The 16,936-nt window shown below is 41.4% G+C and carries 19 protein-coding genes; 13 read left to right on the top strand and 6 right to left on the bottom strand.

Annotated features, from left to right (window positions below; translation table 11 throughout):
- Together garR and MHI58_RS18810 are read right to left on the bottom strand one after the other, a co-directional pair.
- Nucleotides 1-894 carry a 2-hydroxy-3-oxopropionate reductase gene (gene garR / locus MHI58_RS18815; RefSeq protein ID WP_041091244.1) on the bottom strand — a complete coding sequence of 298 codons (894 nt, stop codon included), beginning with the start codon at nucleotides 892-894 and terminating at the stop codon, nucleotides 1-3.
- Between the two features lie 201 nt (nucleotides 895-1,095).
- Nucleotides 1,096-1,953, bottom strand: a complete 858-nt coding sequence (locus MHI58_RS18810) for a MurR/RpiR family transcriptional regulator (RefSeq protein WP_024719230.1) — start codon at nucleotides 1,951-1,953, stop codon at nucleotides 1,096-1,098.
- 161 nt (nucleotides 1,954-2,114) lie between these two features.
- Between MHI58_RS18810 and MHI58_RS18805 the strand changes: the two genes are divergently transcribed.
- Nucleotides 2,115-2,792, top strand: a complete 678-nt coding sequence (locus MHI58_RS18805; RefSeq protein WP_045033745.1) for a DUF3298 and DUF4163 domain-containing protein — start codon at nucleotides 2,115-2,117, stop codon at nucleotides 2,790-2,792.
- Nucleotides 2,793-2,871: 79 nt separating this feature from the next.
- Here the strand turns inward: MHI58_RS18805 and MHI58_RS18800 are convergent, their stop codons facing one another.
- Nucleotides 2,872-3,051, bottom strand: a complete 180-nt coding sequence (locus MHI58_RS18800) for a hypothetical protein (protein WP_008345664.1) — start codon at nucleotides 3,049-3,051, stop codon at nucleotides 2,872-2,874.
- 288 nt (nucleotides 3,052-3,339) lie between these two features.
- Entirely contained in the window at nucleotides 3,340-4,572 is a 1,233-nt protein-coding gene (gene pepT / locus MHI58_RS18795; RefSeq protein WP_008345662.1) for a peptidase T, read from the bottom strand.
- Nucleotides 4,573-4,798: 226 nt separating this feature from the next.
- Between pepT and MHI58_RS18790 the strand changes: the two genes are divergently transcribed.
- The 5 genes from MHI58_RS18790 (at nucleotide 4,799) to MHI58_RS18770 (ending at nucleotide 8,195) form a co-directional block, all read left to right on the top strand.
- Complete coding sequence (locus tag MHI58_RS18790) at nucleotides 4,799-5,122, top strand: WXG100 family type VII secretion target (protein ID WP_017358661.1); 324 nt, start codon at nucleotides 4,799-4,801, stop codon at nucleotides 5,120-5,122.
- 4 nt (nucleotides 5,123-5,126) lie between these two features.
- Nucleotides 5,127-6,323, top strand: coding sequence for a glycine zipper domain-containing protein (locus MHI58_RS18785; RefSeq protein WP_017358662.1), 1,197 nt, complete (start codon nucleotides 5,127-5,129; stop codon nucleotides 6,321-6,323).
- A gap of 12 nt (nucleotides 6,324-6,335) precedes the next feature.
- On the top strand, nucleotides 6,336-7,094 hold the full coding sequence (locus MHI58_RS18780) for a hypothetical protein (protein WP_045033747.1): 759 nt from the start codon (nucleotides 6,336-6,338) through the stop codon (nucleotides 7,092-7,094).
- 21 nt (nucleotides 7,095-7,115) lie between these two features.
- Nucleotides 7,116-7,643, top strand: coding sequence for a YfjD family protein (locus tag MHI58_RS18775; protein WP_045033749.1), 528 nt, complete (start codon nucleotides 7,116-7,118; stop codon nucleotides 7,641-7,643).
- A 96-nt stretch (nucleotides 7,644-7,739) separates the two neighbouring features.
- Nucleotides 7,740-8,195 (top strand): helix-turn-helix transcriptional regulator, encoded by a 456-nt coding sequence (locus MHI58_RS18770; RefSeq protein WP_008345651.1) that lies wholly within the window; start codon nucleotides 7,740-7,742, stop codon nucleotides 8,193-8,195.
- Nucleotides 8,196-8,246: 51 nt separating this feature from the next.
- On the opposite strand, the gene MHI58_RS18765 is transcribed toward MHI58_RS18770, so the two are convergent.
- Nucleotides 8,247-8,594 carry a helix-turn-helix domain-containing protein gene (locus MHI58_RS18765; protein ID WP_017368336.1) on the bottom strand — a complete coding sequence of 116 codons (348 nt, stop codon included), beginning with the start codon at nucleotides 8,592-8,594 and terminating at the stop codon, nucleotides 8,247-8,249.
- Nucleotides 8,595-8,800: 206 nt separating this feature from the next.
- Between MHI58_RS18765 and MHI58_RS18760 the strand changes: the two genes are divergently transcribed.
- The 6 genes from MHI58_RS18760 (at nucleotide 8,801) to MHI58_RS18735 (ending at nucleotide 14,525) form a co-directional block, all read left to right on the top strand.
- Complete coding sequence (locus MHI58_RS18760) at nucleotides 8,801-9,790, top strand: asparaginase (RefSeq protein WP_017358664.1); 990 nt, start codon at nucleotides 8,801-8,803, stop codon at nucleotides 9,788-9,790.
- A gap of 28 nt (nucleotides 9,791-9,818) precedes the next feature.
- Nucleotides 9,819-11,240 (top strand): aspartate ammonia-lyase, encoded by a 1,422-nt coding sequence (aspA, locus tag MHI58_RS18755; RefSeq protein ID WP_045033751.1) that lies wholly within the window; start codon nucleotides 9,819-9,821, stop codon nucleotides 11,238-11,240.
- Between the two features lie 143 nt (nucleotides 11,241-11,383).
- Complete coding sequence (nhaC, locus tag MHI58_RS18750) at nucleotides 11,384-12,790, top strand: Na+/H+ antiporter NhaC (protein ID WP_041507995.1); 1,407 nt, start codon at nucleotides 11,384-11,386, stop codon at nucleotides 12,788-12,790.
- A gap of 295 nt (nucleotides 12,791-13,085) precedes the next feature.
- Nucleotides 13,086-13,511 (top strand): DUF5082 family protein, encoded by a 426-nt coding sequence (locus tag MHI58_RS18745; RefSeq protein WP_017358667.1) that lies wholly within the window; start codon nucleotides 13,086-13,088, stop codon nucleotides 13,509-13,511.
- A gap of 37 nt (nucleotides 13,512-13,548) precedes the next feature.
- Nucleotides 13,549-13,815: a YwqI/YxiC family protein gene (locus MHI58_RS18740; RefSeq protein ID WP_008345634.1), complete on the top strand. Its 267-nt coding sequence runs from the start codon at nucleotides 13,549-13,551 to the stop codon at nucleotides 13,813-13,815.
- 284 nt (nucleotides 13,816-14,099) lie between these two features.
- The gene (locus MHI58_RS18735; RefSeq protein ID WP_007497950.1) at nucleotides 14,100-14,525 is read left to right on the top strand and encodes a DUF5082 family protein; all 426 of its coding nucleotides are present in this window, start codon (nucleotides 14,100-14,102) and stop codon (nucleotides 14,523-14,525) included.
- A 46-nt stretch (nucleotides 14,526-14,571) separates the two neighbouring features.
- On the opposite strand, the gene MHI58_RS18730 is transcribed toward MHI58_RS18735, so the two are convergent.
- A complete protein-coding gene (locus MHI58_RS18730; protein WP_039963061.1) occupies nucleotides 14,572-14,769 on the bottom strand; it encodes a hypothetical protein in 198 nt (65 codons plus the stop codon).
- 137 nt (nucleotides 14,770-14,906) lie between these two features.
- Here MHI58_RS18730 and MHI58_RS18725 point away from each other — a divergent pair, with 137 nt between their 5' ends.
- A complete protein-coding gene (locus MHI58_RS18725) occupies nucleotides 14,907-16,865 on the top strand; it encodes a BglG family transcription antiterminator (RefSeq protein ID WP_045033756.1) in 1,959 nt (652 codons plus the stop codon).
- Nucleotides 16,866-16,936 lie beyond the last annotated feature (71 nt).

Genomic DNA, 16,936 nt, shown 5'->3' with positions numbered 1-16,936 from the left:
TCATCCTTTCTTTACTTCAACATGAGCCATTTTTTCGTAATATTGAACGATTCCGCCGTGATCAAGTCCAGACTTTCCGTCCGCTTTGAGGGCGTGGAAGATTTCTAGCAGCTGACTAGAAAGCGGGAGAGGAACGCCGATATCGTGGGCAGTTTCCATGACATTGGTTAAATCCTTTAAGTTGATGTCAATACGTCCGCCAGGCTCAAAGTTTCGTTCTAAAATGAGAGGAACCTTCGCATCGAGGACAGCACTTCCTGCCAGTCCACCTCGGATGGCTTCATACATTTTATCAATCGCAATGCCAGACTTAGCGGCAAGGACGAGTGCCTCGGACATGGCAGCGATATTTAAGTTGACGATGATTTGATTCGCAAGCTTAGCGGTTGTCCCGCTTCCATTTGATCCAACTAATACGACATCTGTGCCCATGGCATAGAGGACATCCTTTACTTGTTCAAAGATCTCTTCTTCTCCGCCCGCCATAATCGCAAGTGTCCCGTCTATCGCCTTTGGCTCTCCGCCACTGACAGGAGCATCGATAAATTCGACCTGATGCTGTTTTGCCAGTGCCGCTAATGCTCTAGAAGTAACAGGTGAAATAGAGCTCATATCTATAATAATCGTGCCAGGTTTTGCTGTAGCCAATATGCCTTGTTCACCTGCTACGACTGCTTCTACATGCTCACCTTTTGGAAGCATCGTGATTATGATATCGCTTTCAGATGCTGCCTCAGCAGCTGATGCAGCGGCATTTGCGCCCACTTCTTTTAATGCTAGAACAGCTTCTGTATGAATATCGAAAACAGTCACAGTATGACCGGCTTTTAATAGATTGAGTGCCATAGGTTTCCCCATAATGCCTAATCCAATGAATCCAATTTGTTTTGCCATTTTGTCCGCCTCCTATTTAGAAACCCCTTACAAAAAGCGCTTTCTTTTCATTTTGTTAGTATATATACTATCGATTTAAATTAATAGTAGGAAATAAACTATTGTTCACTTAATGTACATGACGAAATAGGAATGTGTCAACGGAAAATATGAGAAAAGTCACAAAAAAAAAGACCGGAAACAGCTCCGGTCTATGGTCGATTATGTTTTATTTTTAGCTACAGCTAATCGAGAACGTTTGACGTTGTCGATTGCATTTGATCCTAATTCTAAAACAGCTGTGACGTACAAAACATCAATAATCACAAGCTGATTAATACGAGAAATCATTGAGTCAGAACGATAGGTTGTTTCTCTCGATGAACTGAGCAGATGAAAGTCGGATTTCTTGGCGAGCTCTGATTTCGGATAGCTCGTAATCGAGGCGACCGTTGCACCTTTTTCCTTTGCAAATTGCACGGCATCAAGGATTTCTCTACTTTCCCCTGAATGTGAGATCGCAACGATAAAATCATGTTCCGTTGCATGTGTTGCAATCATATTCATCATATGAGGATCACTGCATAGACTCACTTCAAAGCCAAGCTGGAGAAACTTATGATAGGCATCTCCGGCAATAAAACTGGAGGCACCTGCTCCAAAGAAGACGGTTTTATGAGCCTGTTTCATTTGCTCAATAAATTGTGTCACAGCTTGGTCTTCTAAAATATGTTTCATATCCTGAATAGAGTTGGTTGTTAACTCTATGACCTTATGTTTAATATCTGCGACACTATCAGATGCTTCGATTTCACCGTATATGGATTGAGGCGTATTGGTCGCAATATCCTGCGCGACATGGACACGAAACACTTGATAGGACTCATAGCCAATTTTTCGCAGAAAACGAAAGATCGTCGTTTCACTTGTGTTGCATTCAGCAGCGAGTGCACTAATCGAATGAAGCACAACTTTCTGAGGGTTTTGTAAAATGTAATTGGCAATCTTTTTCTGGGTAGGGGACAAACTATGAAATGTTGTCCGGATATGACTAAAAATATTCTCTTCTATGATAAACACCACACTTCATCTAACATTCTATCTTAAGCATACAGGAACTTATGAAAACGGTAAACAAACCTCACATGAAAAATAAAGAATAATATGGAAGAAAACACTTCTTTTGGTTCTTTTGTCATGGTATACTCAATTGGTAATAGACAAAAATGGGGGTTTTTACTATGACAATGAAAAAAGGCCTAACGATCAGCCTGCTCATTTTTTCGCTGATTGTTTCGTTGTTTGCGCCAGTTGGATCTGCGGATGCCAAACAAGTGAAAAAAGCAAAAGTAAGTACACACTATTATAAAAAGAAAAAAACGTTTAAATATGCACAGGTGAAAAACCTTAGTAAAGCGCATATGAAAACCATCAATCGTGATTTAAAAGAAGATATTGCATTCTCTTATTCTACGTACTTGTTCTTAAAGGACGAAGCGAAAAAAGAAGGCATTGGGAAGATCACATACGAGAGATCGTTTAAAACGAAATTTAACAATGGGAAGAAACTAAGTATCCTAAACTATGATTACATGAATGACGGTAGCATGCACGGGGATACGATGGTTACGAGCATGAACTATGTGTTAACAAAGAAAAAAACAAAGCAACTGTACTTTACAGATGTGGTAAAAACAAAGAAAAAGCGTACAAAAGTAAGAGATTATATCTATAACTACACAAAGAAGCATAAAAGTAAATTCTATGCGAATCTGAAAAAAAGCGATATTCAAATCGGCTACGACACGCAGTACTACTTCACGAAAAAGGGAATCGCTGTTGTCTTCCAGCCATATGAAATTTCACCGTACTATGTAGGAATTCCTATGATTCAAGTACCTGCGAAGGTGTATAAATAAACAAGAGAAACGGCCATGAATTTGGTCGTTTTTTTATACATAAAAAGAGCCCCTGGTGATGAGGCTCTTCTTTTTACATTTATACTTGTTTGGGTGCATCGTTTAGTGGGTGACGGCGTTTGCCGTTGTAGTGGCGGCGCATACGAAAGATTTCAAACTCCGAAAGCTCTGCGCTTTTTCGTTTTTGGGTGCGGTTATCTTTTTTGAAAGAGAATAGTAAGTAGCAGCAAAGTGAAGCGATAATCAATAAAATCATCATATGACATTCCTCCAATTCATCCTATTCTTTAAGTGTAGACAGGGTGAGTGATGTTTATAACTGAAAATAGTTAGCAAATCGCGTTTAGTTCTAAAGGTTTATTCTAGGTGCTTTTTTAGGTCTAAAATACTGGTTGTTTTTAACTATTATATTTCCAGTTATTGCACTCGTCAAGAAGAATTTTTCTGGGGTTGTCTCTATTAGTACGATTAAGTGTCATAAAAGTTTCAGAAAATTGTAAACTTTTATTAAAAAACCGTTCCCGAACAGGAACGGTTGTAAACATGTTTATGCTTTTTCTTCAAATAAACGTGCAATTTCCACGATCACTTCTGACGCTTTCAGCATGTTCTCTACAGAGATGAATTCATATTTACCGTGGAAGTTTTCCCCGCCAGTAAAGATGTTTGGCGTTGGAAGTCCTTTATATGAAAGCTGTGAGCCATCTGTACCGCCGCGGATTGGTTCAATGACAGGTGTCACTGAGCGGTTTTCCATGGCTTCATGAGCGATGTCTACGATATGTTTGACTGGCTCAATTTTTTCTCTCATATTGTAATATTGATCCTGAATGCTAAGGGTGATGCTGTTTTCGCCGTAGACCGCTTTTAAGTCGTTTGCGATTTTTTCAAACAGTGCTTTGCGCTTGTTGAATTTCTCTTTATCAAAATCACGAATAATATATTGTAGCTCTGCTTCTTCTACTTCTCCTACAAATCTTGTGAGATGGAAAAAGCCTTCGTATCCTTCTGTGTATTCTGGAGATTCATCTGAAGGAAGTTTGTTGTGAAACAGCATGCCGATCTTTGCAGCACTGACCATTTTGTCTTTTGCTGTCCCTGGATGGACGTTGTTTCCTTTAATTGATACTTTTGCACCTGCGGCGTTGAAGCTTTCATATTGAAGCTCTCCTAGCGGGCCGCCGTCAATCGTATAAGCATAAGAAGCGCCAAAGGCATCAACATCGAATTTGTGAGGTCCTCTGCCGATCTCTTCATCTGGTGTGAAGGCGACACGAATTTTTCCATGCTTGATTTCTGGATGCTCAATCAGGTAATGCATGGCGGTCATAATTTCTGCGATACCTGCTTTGTTATCTGCACCAAGCAGGGTCGTGCCATCAGTCGTGATGAGCGTATGTCCTTGGTATTTTTGTAAATTTGGAAACTGTGCTGGAGATAATACGATATGTAGATCTTCGTTTAACGTGATGTCCCCGCCTTGATAGTTCTCATGAATCTGCGGTTTCACGTTCTTGCCAGTGAAGTCAGTGGCTGTGTCGATATGAGCTAGGAAGCCAATGGTTGGCACTTCTTTGTCTGTGTTAGATGGGATCGTGCCCATGACATAACCGTTTTCATCCATTGTCACTTCTTGAATGCCGATGGATTTCATCTCTTCAACTAGCTGCCTTGCTAAGTTCAGCTGTCCTTCAGTGGATGGGCAGCTCTCTATGTCTGCATCAGACTGTGTATCCACTTTTACATAACTTGTGAATCGCTGGATCATTTCCTCTTTCATCAATACGTCACTCCTTTTGTAGAATATGTTCATTTTATCATGTCTTGAATGCGCTTCATAACAAGAAAGGCTTTCTCTGACAATTAGAGAGGAAAAAGACCTACTTTTATTTTGCGATGTGCTGAATGGTTCTTTAGGGTGATTTTTTTGGGTGTCTTTTTATTTATAATGAGGACATATAAAATCATCCATTTGTACGTTAATTTGGGAGAAAGGGGTGCGAAAGTTGGATTCTAGTCAAACACTTGCACTCGCTCAAAAGTTCCAGGAAGCTGCTGATGGCATTCGGCAGTCGAAGCAGCTGCTTGAGAATCGGCTGAAGGCAGTTGGATCAGGCTGGCAAGGGGAAGCAAGAGATAAATTTGATCAAAGCTTTGAGGAAACAGTGGCACGCTATGATCAATTTGAAAAGGACTTGCTTGAAACAAGTCAGGAACTGCGGGATGCTGCTGTCAAAATCGAGGAACGTAAAGCTGAAATCGCCAGAATGGAAGAGCTTGAGCGAAAAAGGCGAGAAGAACGGAGAGAAAGAAACCGAGAAGGGAGATGATGTGATGGCGCGTGACATTGTAGTAGATCCAGATCAGCTGACAGGGCTGGCGAATGATTTTGTAGGAGAGCTTTCGGCCATCGAAACAAAGCACCACGATTTACATAGTGAACTGGATGGCCTCATCCTAGGCTGTGATCCCCGTTATCGAAGCTGTTTTTCTGGAGTAGGAGATGCATGGGGTTCTGGACAAGCCTTAATGAGCAAATTGAGCAGTGACGACATTGCCATTCGTCATGCAACGGATAAAATGGTCGAAGCTGATGATATTTTAAGGAAAATGTACAGTCTGTATGATCAATATGGTACACTCACGAGCCTAGCTGGTATTGTGATGATGCAGGCAAAATACTATGGACTTGGCATGACGACCTTTATTAAAGAAAATGGCCGCTATGCTGCGCAGCATTCAAAGCTCCTTCTTGATGTGACCGGACGGGTAGAAGGAACGAGATTTGACCGGTTGGCAAGGATTTGGCTGAGTAAAAAAGAATTATTAAAACGATCCAATTGGTCGATGGCTGACCTTGTCCATAAGAAATTTACGAAATTTTATCCTAGCGATACAGTTGCGTTCACGAACAGTGTACGTGATTTCACAAAAGGAAGTATCAATTGGAAGGACACAGCTGGCATCAAGTCTGTTCTGAAAAATGGTGCAAGGTTTGCGAAAGGAAATGCCATCATTGCAACGGTCGTCACGGGTGCAACAGAAACGGTTGGCTGCGGTCTGAAAATTGCGGAGAACTATGCGGAATTTGGGGATCAGCCAGAAGTTCTCAAGCGTGAAAATGCAAAGGCTGTTGGAAATGCAGTGAATAATACGGTCTTTATTGCAGGCGGATCTGTTGCAGGTGCCGTTGTGGGCGGCGCTCTTGGAAGTTTTGCAGGACCGATTGGAACAGTCGTTGGCGGTGCGATAGGATCAGCAGTAGGTGGCTTTATTGGTGAAAAAGTCGCCAAGCTTACTTCTGGTTTTGCAGAACAGGTCGCAGTGAAATTAAAAGACCCAATTCATGCGGTTGTCGATAAAGGAAAAAAAGCATTTGAACTGGCAGGTCAAGGTGTTAAAGCAGTCAATGACACCATTGATCAAGCAAATCAGGTGATACATAAAGGAATAGAAAAAACAAAAGAAACCGCAGATTCGCTGTTGAAAGGTGCAGGTGATTTCTTGAAGGGCGCATTTTCTTTTGGATAAGGAGAGATCAAGTTGGATCAGCTAAGTCTAAGTATCGAGGAACTCATCTTTAGTTTTTACAGTGAAGGCTATTTTGAGCAAGGGATGTCTTTAAAGGAAGCCTATTATCCAGATGTAGAGGATGAACGTCTTGGATTTTTATTTGAAATTGCATGTCGCTCTTTGCTGGCAAAAGACGTGCTGGAATTTCGAAATAGACAATACCGTTATAAAGAAAAATACCGGCATTTCATTCAAGCCATGAACGATGCATCACATACCGTGAAAGCTTCAAGGTTTGGTGCATTAGATGAAGAGGTCAGTACGTCCTTTCATACGACTCAGGCAGGTGTGTATTCACACCATACGCTTTATGATCAACAAGTGCATCAGATTCACAAACTAAAAGAAGATCAGCAGACTGTGGAGCAAGTGACAACCTTTTTGAACATACACATGAGTAAACACCTCACACCAGTCATCAATTTGCAGGCGGAAGAATTTGAACTGCTGTTAGAACAAGCCAGTCAAGGGAATGATGATTGGCCTTCTTTTCTAAATAAAGCAGAGAACCAAGAGCTTGTGCGGGCATTTGTTTCTGATGTAAGGGTCAGAAAAGGAAAAATGGATTCTTTGATGAAGGTCACTTATGATAAAAATAATACGCCGGATGTAGAGTCTATGATATTTGTTATTCCGGGGCAGAAGCATTCTTGGCTAGTGTCGGGCATGAAGGAAAATGAATTTCGGATAGAGACGGCTCATAGGGACGGATTACGTTCTATATTCTAATGGAGAAAAGGAGAATGGCGCTTGAATCCAAGTGAAGTAATAGAAGTGAGGAGCAGACCCTTTCTAAGAGTATGGGCATTCTTAGCAACGGGCGGATTTGGCATCATCGGTATTTGGTTATTTTCAGAAGCTCTTACATTTGAATCGAATTATACGTTGTTTTTATTTTTAGGCGGATTATTAGGCATTGTCTATGGTTGGATCTGTTTTTTGATGATTCTTCCGGCTTTTACGAAGAGGGGAAATGTGATTTTTCGCATTCAGCGAGGAGAGAATGGCGCTGTTTTATACCGGCAACAAACAATCCCTTTTCAAGACATTCAATCTATAGATATGCGCAGGCATCGTTACAGTATCAGGGGATTTCTGTTCATGGATGTGCTCATTCGGAAAATTGATGGGAAATTGATCAAGATTCCGGCGTACAGTATTTTAGATGAAGAAGTATTTGAGCAAACGGTGAAACAAAACATTTATCCATATTTACATGAGACCGCCCAAGAGAATTGGAAACAGCAGCATGGTCATGGTGAAAAGCAGAATCAATAGATGTTTTCGCCATCATTCCATGAGGTGAGACGCCACTTTTTTTAAGAAATCGTGTAAGATGTCAGTAAAGACTGAACAATCAAGAGGTGATGAGAGATGGACAAAGAAATGGTAATTGACCTCGTCACAGAACAAATGGCACGAATTCGAAAAGAAAAAGACTATACACAGGACCGCATGGCTGAGGTGCTTGGGCTATCCAAACGGCATTTGCAGCAGGTAGAAAAGAATCGTCTTCGCCTCAACTGGACGCAATCTGCGGCCGTATGTGCATTATTCAGGGATAGTGACATTTTAAAAGGGACACTTGGGGATGATCCGCTTGAGATTTTGGAAGTCGTCGCCCACGATGAATTGCATTTATCTGTTGAACGTACGATTGGCGGAAAGGTTTGGTGGCGGACGTCTGTGAGAAAAGGTACGTTTCGTCTTCAGCAGAATGTGCTAAGTCAGCATTACCGCATCTTAGATGATGAGAATTATCGCTATTATAGTTCCTTTAATAAAGAAGAAGCGAAGCGGCGGTTAGAGGAATTAAGTGAGCTGTCGTAAGCAGAAAAAGAGAGGTCCCTCTATGACAGGGACCTCTCTTTTTTGTGTTGTTTATACTTTCAGAGTGTTTTTCGCCCGAATAAAGGCAACAAGCTGTTTAATTTCTTCATCTGTTAGTGGAACGCCGTCTACATGGATGGTTCCTTCTTTTGCTTCCGTCAGCTCAATTTTGATATCAGAGATTTTGCGTTGTATCTCTGGCTCGTCCGTTCTACCAAGTAAAAAATCAATGGACGTATCATACAAATCAGCCAGCAGTTTCACTGCTTCAAGCGAAGGTCGTCGGTACCCAGATTCGTAACCGGCATAGGTGCTTTTGGCGATACCTAGGCGATCTGCCGTATGCTGGAGAGACCATTTTTTCTTTTTTCTAAGGGTGGTTAAACGATCGAGTATCATACATGAACGCTCCTTTATATACAACAACAGTATATCATATTTTGACAAAGAGTGTACGCGTTATGCGTAATAATTTCTTGATTAATTCGCGTTATGTGACTATAATGGCAATGAAGGTACGCGTAAAGCGTATATTATAGAATAGCACAAGCTGGCTTATAATATGTGTGACAAACGAAGTAATTTTACTGAAAGAGGTGGACCTGTTGAAGAAATTATTGCTTTTAACCACTGGTGGGACGATTGCATCTGTAGAAAGTGAAAATGGTTTAGCTCCAGGTGTTAAAGCTGAGGACCTTTTAAGCTATTTAAACGAAATTAATGCAGACTACACAATGGACACAAAGTCCCTAATGAGTATAGATAGTACCAATATGCAGCCTGAATACTGGGTTGATATCGCAACAGCCATTTATGAAAATTATGATCAATATGACGGATTTGTCGTCACGCATGGTACGGACACAATGGCCTATACATCAGCAGCACTATCGTATATGCTGCAAAATCCTGATAAGCCAATTGTCATTACAGGGTCTCAAATTCCAATTACGTTTAAGAAAACAGATGCGAAGAAAAACATTACAGATGCGATTCGTTTTGCATGTGACGGTGTTGGCGGCGTGTATGTCGTGTTTGATGGCAGAGTCATTCAAGGAACTCGCGCAATCAAACTAAGAACGAAAAGCTACGATGCATTTGAAAGTATTAACTACCCATATATTGCATCGATTGAAAATCATCAAATTGAATACAATAGCAAAGTAAAAAGATCATCAATGAAACCGCTTAAATTAGATGCATCCTTGAACACAGACGTTTGTTTACTAAAACTGCATCCTGGACTGAAGCCTGAGTTTTTAGATTCAATCAAAGGGTTGTACAAAGGGGTCGTTATTGAAAGCTACGGCAGCGGCGGAATTCCTTTCGAAGGAAGAAACCTTTTAGAAAAAATCAACGAATTGCTGGAAGAAGGCATTTCTGTTGTGATCACCACTCAGTGTCTCGAAGAAGGAGAAGACATGAGTGTGTATGAAGTAGGACGTAAAATCAATCAAGAACTGGTTGCTCGTTCAAGAAACATGAACACAGAAGCTATCGTGCCAAAGCTCATGTGGGCATTAGGTAAAACAACAGATCCACGAGAAGTGAAAAAGATTATGGAAACGCCAATCGCAGAAGATTTAGTGATTTAACTATTCTATAGAAAGCAGGTCATACGAGATGGTTCAAGCAACTTATCGTTACGAGAAGGATTTTCTAGGTGAAAAAGAAATTCCCGCAGACGTGTATTATGGTGTTCAAACGCTTCGTGCAAAAGAGAATTTCCCGATTACAGGATATCGCATGCATGAAGAACTCATTCGAGCATTTGCCATTGTCAAAAAAGCAGCAGCTCAAGCCAACATGGAAGTCGGACGTTTATATGAAGGAATTGGAAACGCGATCGTTCAAGCTTCAGATGAAGTCATTGAAGGCAAATTCCATGAATATTTCATCGTAGACCCGATTCAAGGCGGCGCAGGAACGTCTATGAATATGAATGCCAATGAGGTCATTGGAAACAGAGCCCTCGAGATCATGGGACATCAAAAGGGCGAATACATTCATTTAAGTCCAAACACACATGTGAACATGTCACAATCGACAAATGATTCGTTCCCAACGGCGATCCATATTGCAGTGCTCAAGCAGTTAGACATTTTACTTGAGACGATGCAGGCCATGCATGACGTATTTCAAAAGAAAGCAAAAGAATTCGATCATGTCATCAAAATGGGGCGTACTCATTTACAAGACGCTGTTCCGATCCGTTTAGGACAAGAGTTTGAAGCATACAGCCGTGTGCTCAGCCGTGATATTAAACGAATCAACCAATCAAAACAGCATTTATATGAAGTGAATATGGGTGCGACCGCTGTTGGGACAGGCCTCAATGCAGATCCTCGCTACATCGAAATCGTCGTGAAGAAGCTTGCTGATATTTCTGGACTGCCACTAGTAGGCGCAGAGCACCTCGTAGATGCGACGCAAAATACAGATGCATACACAGAAGTATCTGCTGCCTTAAAAGTATGCATGATGAACATGTCTAAAATTGCGAATGACCTTCGCTTAATGGCATCTGGCCCACGTGCAGGTCTTGCTGAGATTGCATTGCCAGCTCGTCAGCCGGGATCATCCATTATGCCTGGGAAAGTCAATCCAGTCATGGCAGAACTCATTAACCAAATCGCATTCCAGGTCATTGGGAACGACCACACCATCTGTCTTGCTTCTGAAGCAGGCCAGCTTGAGTTAAATGTGATGGAGCCTGTTCTGGTCTTTAACTTGCTTCAATCTATTAGTATAATGAATAACGGATTCCGCTCATTCACAGATCACTGTTTAGCGGACATCGAAGCAAATGAAAAACGTTTGAAAGAATATGTCGAAAAAAGTGCAGGTGTCATTACTGCGGTAAACCCTCACTTAGGCTATGAAGCCGCGGCTAGAATCGCAAGGGAAGCCATTTTAACAGGACAATCGATCAGAGATCTTTGCCTGCAAAATGATGTGTTAACAGAAGAAGAACTTGATATTATCTTGAATCCATTCGAGATGACAAAGCCTGGCATTGCCGGTGCAGAGCTCCTAGAGCGATAATAATATCAAAAATTTTATTTTATTAATATGTGGAATTGCCTGTGAAAGAGAGAAAAACAGGCAATTCACTTTCTTTCGAATTGACACACTTTTTTCACAATATTTTGAAAACGCTTAACGCACGCACAAAGGGAGGAAACAAAATGAAAACACCACGTCTACCGTCTATTTTAGAAGTCGTGTCTGTACTTGGCTTATTTTTAGCAATTGTTTTATCATTCACTCTTTACTTCAAACTAGATATTCAGCTCGCATTGTTCATCTCATGGTTTATGGTTATTGCTTTAGGGATTCGTTTAGGGCATTCATACAAAGATCTTCAAAATGCGATTACAAAAGGGATATCGAATGGTTTAGAGGCTGTTTTAATCTTAATTGCAGTAGGTGCACTTGTTGGTACATGGATTGCCGGCGGTGTTGTACCCACGTTAATTTATTACGGACTGGAATTTATTCATCCTAATATCTTCTTATTAGCTACACTTGTCATCTGTGCGATTATGTCCGTTGCAACAGGAACCTCTTGGGGTACAGTTGGAACAGCAGGTATTGCGATGATCGCAATTGGTGAAGGATTGGGTATCCCATTACCGATCGTAGCTGGGGCTGTTTTATCTGGTGCTTATTTTGGTGATAAATTATCTCCTTTATCTGATAGTACTGTGCTCGCTTCCTCTCTTTCAAAAGTGGACGTGCTGGCGCATGTAAGAGCCATGATGGTCTTATCCATACCAGCCTTTGTGATTACAGCGATTATGTTTACGGTTACAGGTTTTATGTATGGCGGACGCAACATTGATCAAGGTAAAGTAGAATTTTTGAAAAATGCCCTTCAAGATACATTCACAATCAACATTTGGATGATCATCCCAGCAGTAGTGGTTGTATTACTGCTCGTATTTAAGAAACCTTCAATGCCTGTTATCGCTATTGGTGCCCTTCTTGGTGCAGTCTGGGCAATGGCATTCCAAGGAATGAACCCGGCAGATGCGCTTGGAACAGCTTATAATGGCTTTTCTATTAATTCAGATGTAGATTTCTTAAATACGCTGTTAAATCGTGGCGGTATTGTGAATATGCTTGGATCGCTAGTGGTCATTATTCTCGGACTTGGTTTTGGTGGCGTACTTGAATATCTCGGCGTCTTAAAAGTAATTGTCGCTACTTTCGAGAAGAAATTATATAATGCAGGAAATGTAACCCTATCTACACTTGTTGTTGCATTCTTCGCAAATATCTTCGGCTGTGCGATGTACGTTTCATTAATTCTTACACCGAAAATTATGGAAAAAAGCTATGATAAATTGAAAATAGACAGACGCGTTCTATCTAGAAACGCTGAAGTCGGTGGAACAATGACGTCTGGTATGGTTCCGTGGTCAGATAACGGAATTTACATGGCAGGGATTCTAGGCGTCTCGACATTCTCTTATTTACCATTTATGTGGTTGAGCTTTGTTGCCATTGGTCTTGCCATTATCTACGGATATACAGGGAAATTCATTTGGTACGTCAAAAATCAACAAGACTCAGAAGAATCGGCATCATAAGCCGCTGCAAAAGCCGCCCCTCCCCCGGGCGGCTTTTGTTTGTCCTAGGACCGTAAGACTATGTGTGTTTCCAGAAGGGTGGTTGTGTATTTTGACCCCCTATAAAAGAGGGCTTAAGGTGTGGTATGAAGCAGATTGAAAGCATATTTATACCATAAAAAGGGCACAAATCCCTATTCAAACATGAGTCTTTGAACCTTATAATAACAATATTGGAAAAAGTGCGATTCACCATTACGCTCGTTTAGAGGGACTCTAAGCAGCGTTTTTATTTTTGACAGGAGGAGGAACCCATATGAGCTTATCGGATATGCTGTCTGCCCTTAACGGTGGCATTTCAAATAAAAAGGCAGAGATCGAAGAGAAAATTGCTCGACTCAAAAAGGCAAAAAGTAAGATTGAACGTGAACAAGATGCGGCAGAAACAGATCTAAAACAAATCAAGCAGCCAAAGCTTGGGGCCTCTTGGAAAGGTGAGCGGAGCCAAGATTTCAAATCAGAGCGAAATGAAGCGCATGATGCGCTGCAAACGATCGTAAGCGATAAATACCCACGCTACGTGAGCCGAATCGAATTCAAAATCAGTACACTAGAAGCAGAGCAGGCTGCCTTATCCTTTGCCAGCTCTTTAGCTGGAGATGCCGCACGTTTGGCTGAAAAAGGAGAAGACGCAGTAGAAGACGCAAAACGCTTGATCTCAAAAGCATGGAGCAGCTTGTAAGCGAGCTTCATGCTGAACAAATCTGGAGGATATCATAATGGGACAAATTAAGTTAAACTACCAAACAGTGATGGATAAACTAGATGAAGTCTCCCAAGCAGTTGAAGCTTTAACAATGAAAAAAGCAGCAGATAAAGCTGGTGAAAACAGCCTTGAATTTGTAACCAAATGGACGGCACGTGAAGCAGAGGTGGGCGAAATGGTCTCAAGCTTTAAAGAAGCCTTGATCAAAAACGTTCAGGATACACGCTCAAATGTGAAGACACTAAAAGAACAGGATGAAGCGATTGCGGCAAAATCATAAGCCCCAATCGTTTTATTGATAGCGTAGCTGAGTACGACGTAAAATATAGTCGTAAAGACTCATATATAATTCGGGATTTATGACCTTAGATTATTCCGTTTTTCTTCCAAACACCATGTTAAAAGGACACCTTTTCCCTATTTAAGCCTAAGGCTTTTCGCCTTATACTATACTTAATGAAAGCGAACGATAGAAATGTCAGGACTGGAAAAAGCAGATGATCTGCTCGGTTTCAAAAACGCTGACGCCGTGCTTTCTTATGAGGTCTAATAGAGGTGGATGACATGAGTTTATCCGAGATGCTGCACCATCTGCATATGGGGATTGAAAACAAACGTGCAGAATTTGACGAAATGATCTCTCGGTTAAAGACAGCCAAAAGTAATATTCGAACAGAACAAGATCTTGCGCAGTCTGACATAAAGGAAATCAAGAAGCCTGCTCTAGATTCGTCATGGAAAGGTGAGAGAGGAACGGACTTTCACCGTCATCGGAAAGAAGCCTATCACGTCCTGCACGACATTGTGAACAATGAGTATGAAACCTATATTACGGAGATAGACCAAAAAATTATGCACTTTGAGTTAAAAAAAATGGAACTCGCTGTCGCTAGTAATTTTGCAGGAAGAGCCCAAGATGTGATGGAAAAGGGCGAGGATTTTGCAAAGGATGTCAAACATTTAATTGAACGGGGCTGGAAAGCTCTTTAATAAAATAAACGAAACAGCCGGCTGAACAAGCGGCTGTTTTTTTGGTTTAGTCACATCCGCCGCTACCACCAGAATCACCACCGCAGGAGGCATCAGAAGCGTGATGTGTATACGAATCAGTATAGTTACTGGTTGTTGAACTGTGATGTGCAGAATGCTTAGAAGATGAACGCTTATCTTTTGGTGTAAACATGTGGGCGGCAATGGCGCCTAAAGAAGCTAGTATGATGATGATAACAAACATGATGTATCCCTCCTCTTGTTTCATATTCATACGTTTGAGCCATAACAAAGTTCCCGGTCGGAAAGAAAAACTGGGCAAAGAGTTCTATTTTCGTTTATGATGATAGGCAAAAGTAATTGACCAAGGGAGGGGAGTCTATGTTATCTCTACGTCAGGAGGAGCTGTTGAGGCGGTTAATGCAGGCAGAGCAGGAGCTGACAGGTGAAGAAATTGCACGCCTGATAGGCGTCACATCACGAACAGTTCGAACAGATATGAAAGCGCTTAAATCAATATTAGAAGCACATGGGGCAACACTTCATATGAAACGTGGAGCAGGGTATACATTGACTGTCGAAGATTATGGAGCATTTCGTACTTTTTTGAAAAACTCAATGAGAGAAAGAAATGAAAAAAAGAATCAAGTCATTCCAGATCAGCCGGAGGATCGTATCTCTTATTTATTGAGAAGGCTTTTATTGTCCGAAGACTATATGAAATTAGATGAATTGGCCGAGGAATTATTTGTGAGTGAATCTACTGTGAAAAATGACCTGAAAGCAGTCAAGCATATTTTCTCTTTACATGGCCTCTCTGTTGCACACCGTCCTAAATATGGACTGAGGCTGACTGGAGATGAAATGAAATTAAGGTATTGTCTAGCTGAGCATGTGTTTCAGCAGGAGCATCCGAATCCTGCCCTTTTACCTGAAGAAACATATCAATTGATTCAAGATATGGTGCGTTCACGTACAAAGGCAAGCGGCCTTCATGTGTCAGAGATCGGTTTAAGTAACTTAGTGACACATATCGCCATTGCGTGCAAACGAATTGAAGAGAAAAAATTGGTCATGATGCCGGAAGGAGAACTCAAAGACATTCAAACACAGCCCGCTTTTCAAGTGGCGAGGCAAATGGCAGAAGATATGCGTCACGTACTCGGTATAGATTTTCCATTATCTGAAATGGCCTATATTGCGATTCATTTAATGGGGGCAAAAATGATGGCGTATGGAGAAACGGGCCACACGCTATTTCACATGCTTGATGAAGAGCATTTCCGTTTAACTCATCAATTACTTGGTTATGTCGAAGAGCACATGTCACTTGATATTCAGACAGACAAGGAATTGATTGTGGGACTAAGTCTTCACCTGAGATCAGCGATTCATCGGTTCCGATATGATATGAACATCCGTAACCCCTATTTATCAGACATAAAAAGGCATTATCCGATTGCCTTTGAAGCAGGTGTCTATATGGGAAGATGGCTGAAGGAAAAAGAGAATGTAGAGATTCATGAAGATGAAATCGGATATTTGGCGCTGCATATTGGTGCTGCCATAGAGCGGACAAAAACTCAGACTGTGAGAAAAAAATGCTTGATTGTGTGTGCAACGGGTGTCGCAAGCAGTCAGCTTCTTCTCCATAAGCTGAAGGCCGCCTTTAGCGAAAGGCTAGAGATTGCTGGAACTGCAAGTGTCAGTGACCTTTTGTCGTATGACTTGAGAAGTATCGATTTGATCATTAGTACCATCCCGCTTCAGAACACACTACCTGTGCCAGTGATTGATGTACATACGATCCTCAGTGAAGACGATATGTCGAGGCTGAAGCGATTTGTACAGGGGTCACAAGAAATGGGGGTCTTGCGATATATCAGTCCGAATATGACTTTTTTTCAGCAAGATCTACAAACAAGGGAAGAGGTTCTTCAATTTTTCGTGAATGTATTGCAGGAACAAAACCGAATCCCCGATGATTTTGAACAGCTATTGCTGGAAAGAGAGGAAGTGTCACCTACGTCGTTCGGTCATTTGGTCGCGATCCCTCACCCAATCAAACCGGCAACAGATGATACGTTTTGTGCGATCTGTACGTTGAGAAAACCAGTGCTGTGGGGCGAAGAGCGGGTACAGGTCGTCTGTTTGTTAAGTATACAGAAGACGTATCAGAAAGAATTGCAGTCACTTTATCAATTTCTTGTGCGTTTGACAGAGCAGAAGGAAGTGGTGGAGCAAATCATCAAAGCTGCTTCATTTGAAGAACTGACGGCGGCGCTGCACGTGTTGGAACAGCCAGATGAAAAAAAAGGACACCCATTTCCGCATCTGTGAGGAAAAAGATTAGATGTTAATGAAAGCGCTTTTAAAATAACATCAAAAAGGAGGGATGATCACGAGTTTTT

The sequence above is a fragment of the Bacillus sp. FSL K6-2869 genome (genome assembly GCF_040869405.1).
Classification (GTDB): Bacteria; Bacillota; Bacilli; order Bacillales; family Bacillaceae; genus Bacillus; species Bacillus altitudinis.
The sequence above is the reverse complement of the archived record's forward strand: the minus strand, read 5'-3'. Positions and strand labels throughout refer to the sequence as shown.

Excerpts from the sequence above, each read along its gene's own strand:
- MHI58_RS18725 (WP_045033756.1), top strand. The coding sequence starts at position 14,907 with ATGTTATCTCTACGTCAGGAGGAGCTGTTGAGGCGGTTAATGCAGGCA.
- pepT (WP_008345662.1), bottom strand. The coding sequence starts at position 4,572 with ATGAAAGAGGAAATGATCCAGCGATTCACAAGTTATGTAAAAGTGGAT.
- MHI58_RS18735 (WP_007497950.1), top strand. The coding sequence starts at position 14,100 with ATGAGTTTATCCGAGATGCTGCACCATCTGCATATGGGGATTGAAAAC.
- MHI58_RS18740 (WP_008345634.1), top strand. The coding sequence starts at position 13,549 with ATGGGACAAATTAAGTTAAACTACCAAACAGTGATGGATAAACTAGAT.
- MHI58_RS18800 (WP_008345664.1), bottom strand. The coding sequence starts at position 3,051 with ATGATGATTTTATTGATTATCGCTTCACTTTGCTGCTACTTACTATTC.
- MHI58_RS18745 (WP_017358667.1), top strand. The coding sequence starts at position 13,086 with ATGAGCTTATCGGATATGCTGTCTGCCCTTAACGGTGGCATTTCAAAT.
- MHI58_RS18765 (WP_017368336.1), bottom strand. The coding sequence starts at position 8,594 with ATGATACTCGATCGTTTAACCACCCTTAGAAAAAAGAAAAAATGGTCT.
- MHI58_RS18730 (WP_039963061.1), bottom strand. The coding sequence starts at position 14,769 with ATGTTTGTTATCATCATCATACTAGCTTCTTTAGGCGCCATTGCCGCC.
- nhaC (WP_041507995.1), top strand. The coding sequence starts at position 11,384 with ATGAAAACACCACGTCTACCGTCTATTTTAGAAGTCGTGTCTGTACTT.
- MHI58_RS18805 (WP_045033745.1), top strand. The coding sequence starts at position 2,115 with ATGACAATGAAAAAAGGCCTAACGATCAGCCTGCTCATTTTTTCGCTG.
- MHI58_RS18785 (WP_017358662.1), top strand. The coding sequence starts at position 5,127 with ATGGCGCGTGACATTGTAGTAGATCCAGATCAGCTGACAGGGCTGGCG.
- aspA (WP_045033751.1), top strand. The coding sequence starts at position 9,819 with ATGGTTCAAGCAACTTATCGTTACGAGAAGGATTTTCTAGGTGAAAAA.
- garR (WP_041091244.1), bottom strand. The coding sequence starts at position 894 with ATGGCAAAACAAATTGGATTCATTGGATTAGGCATTATGGGGAAACCT.
- MHI58_RS18770 (WP_008345651.1), top strand. The coding sequence starts at position 7,740 with ATGGACAAAGAAATGGTAATTGACCTCGTCACAGAACAAATGGCACGA.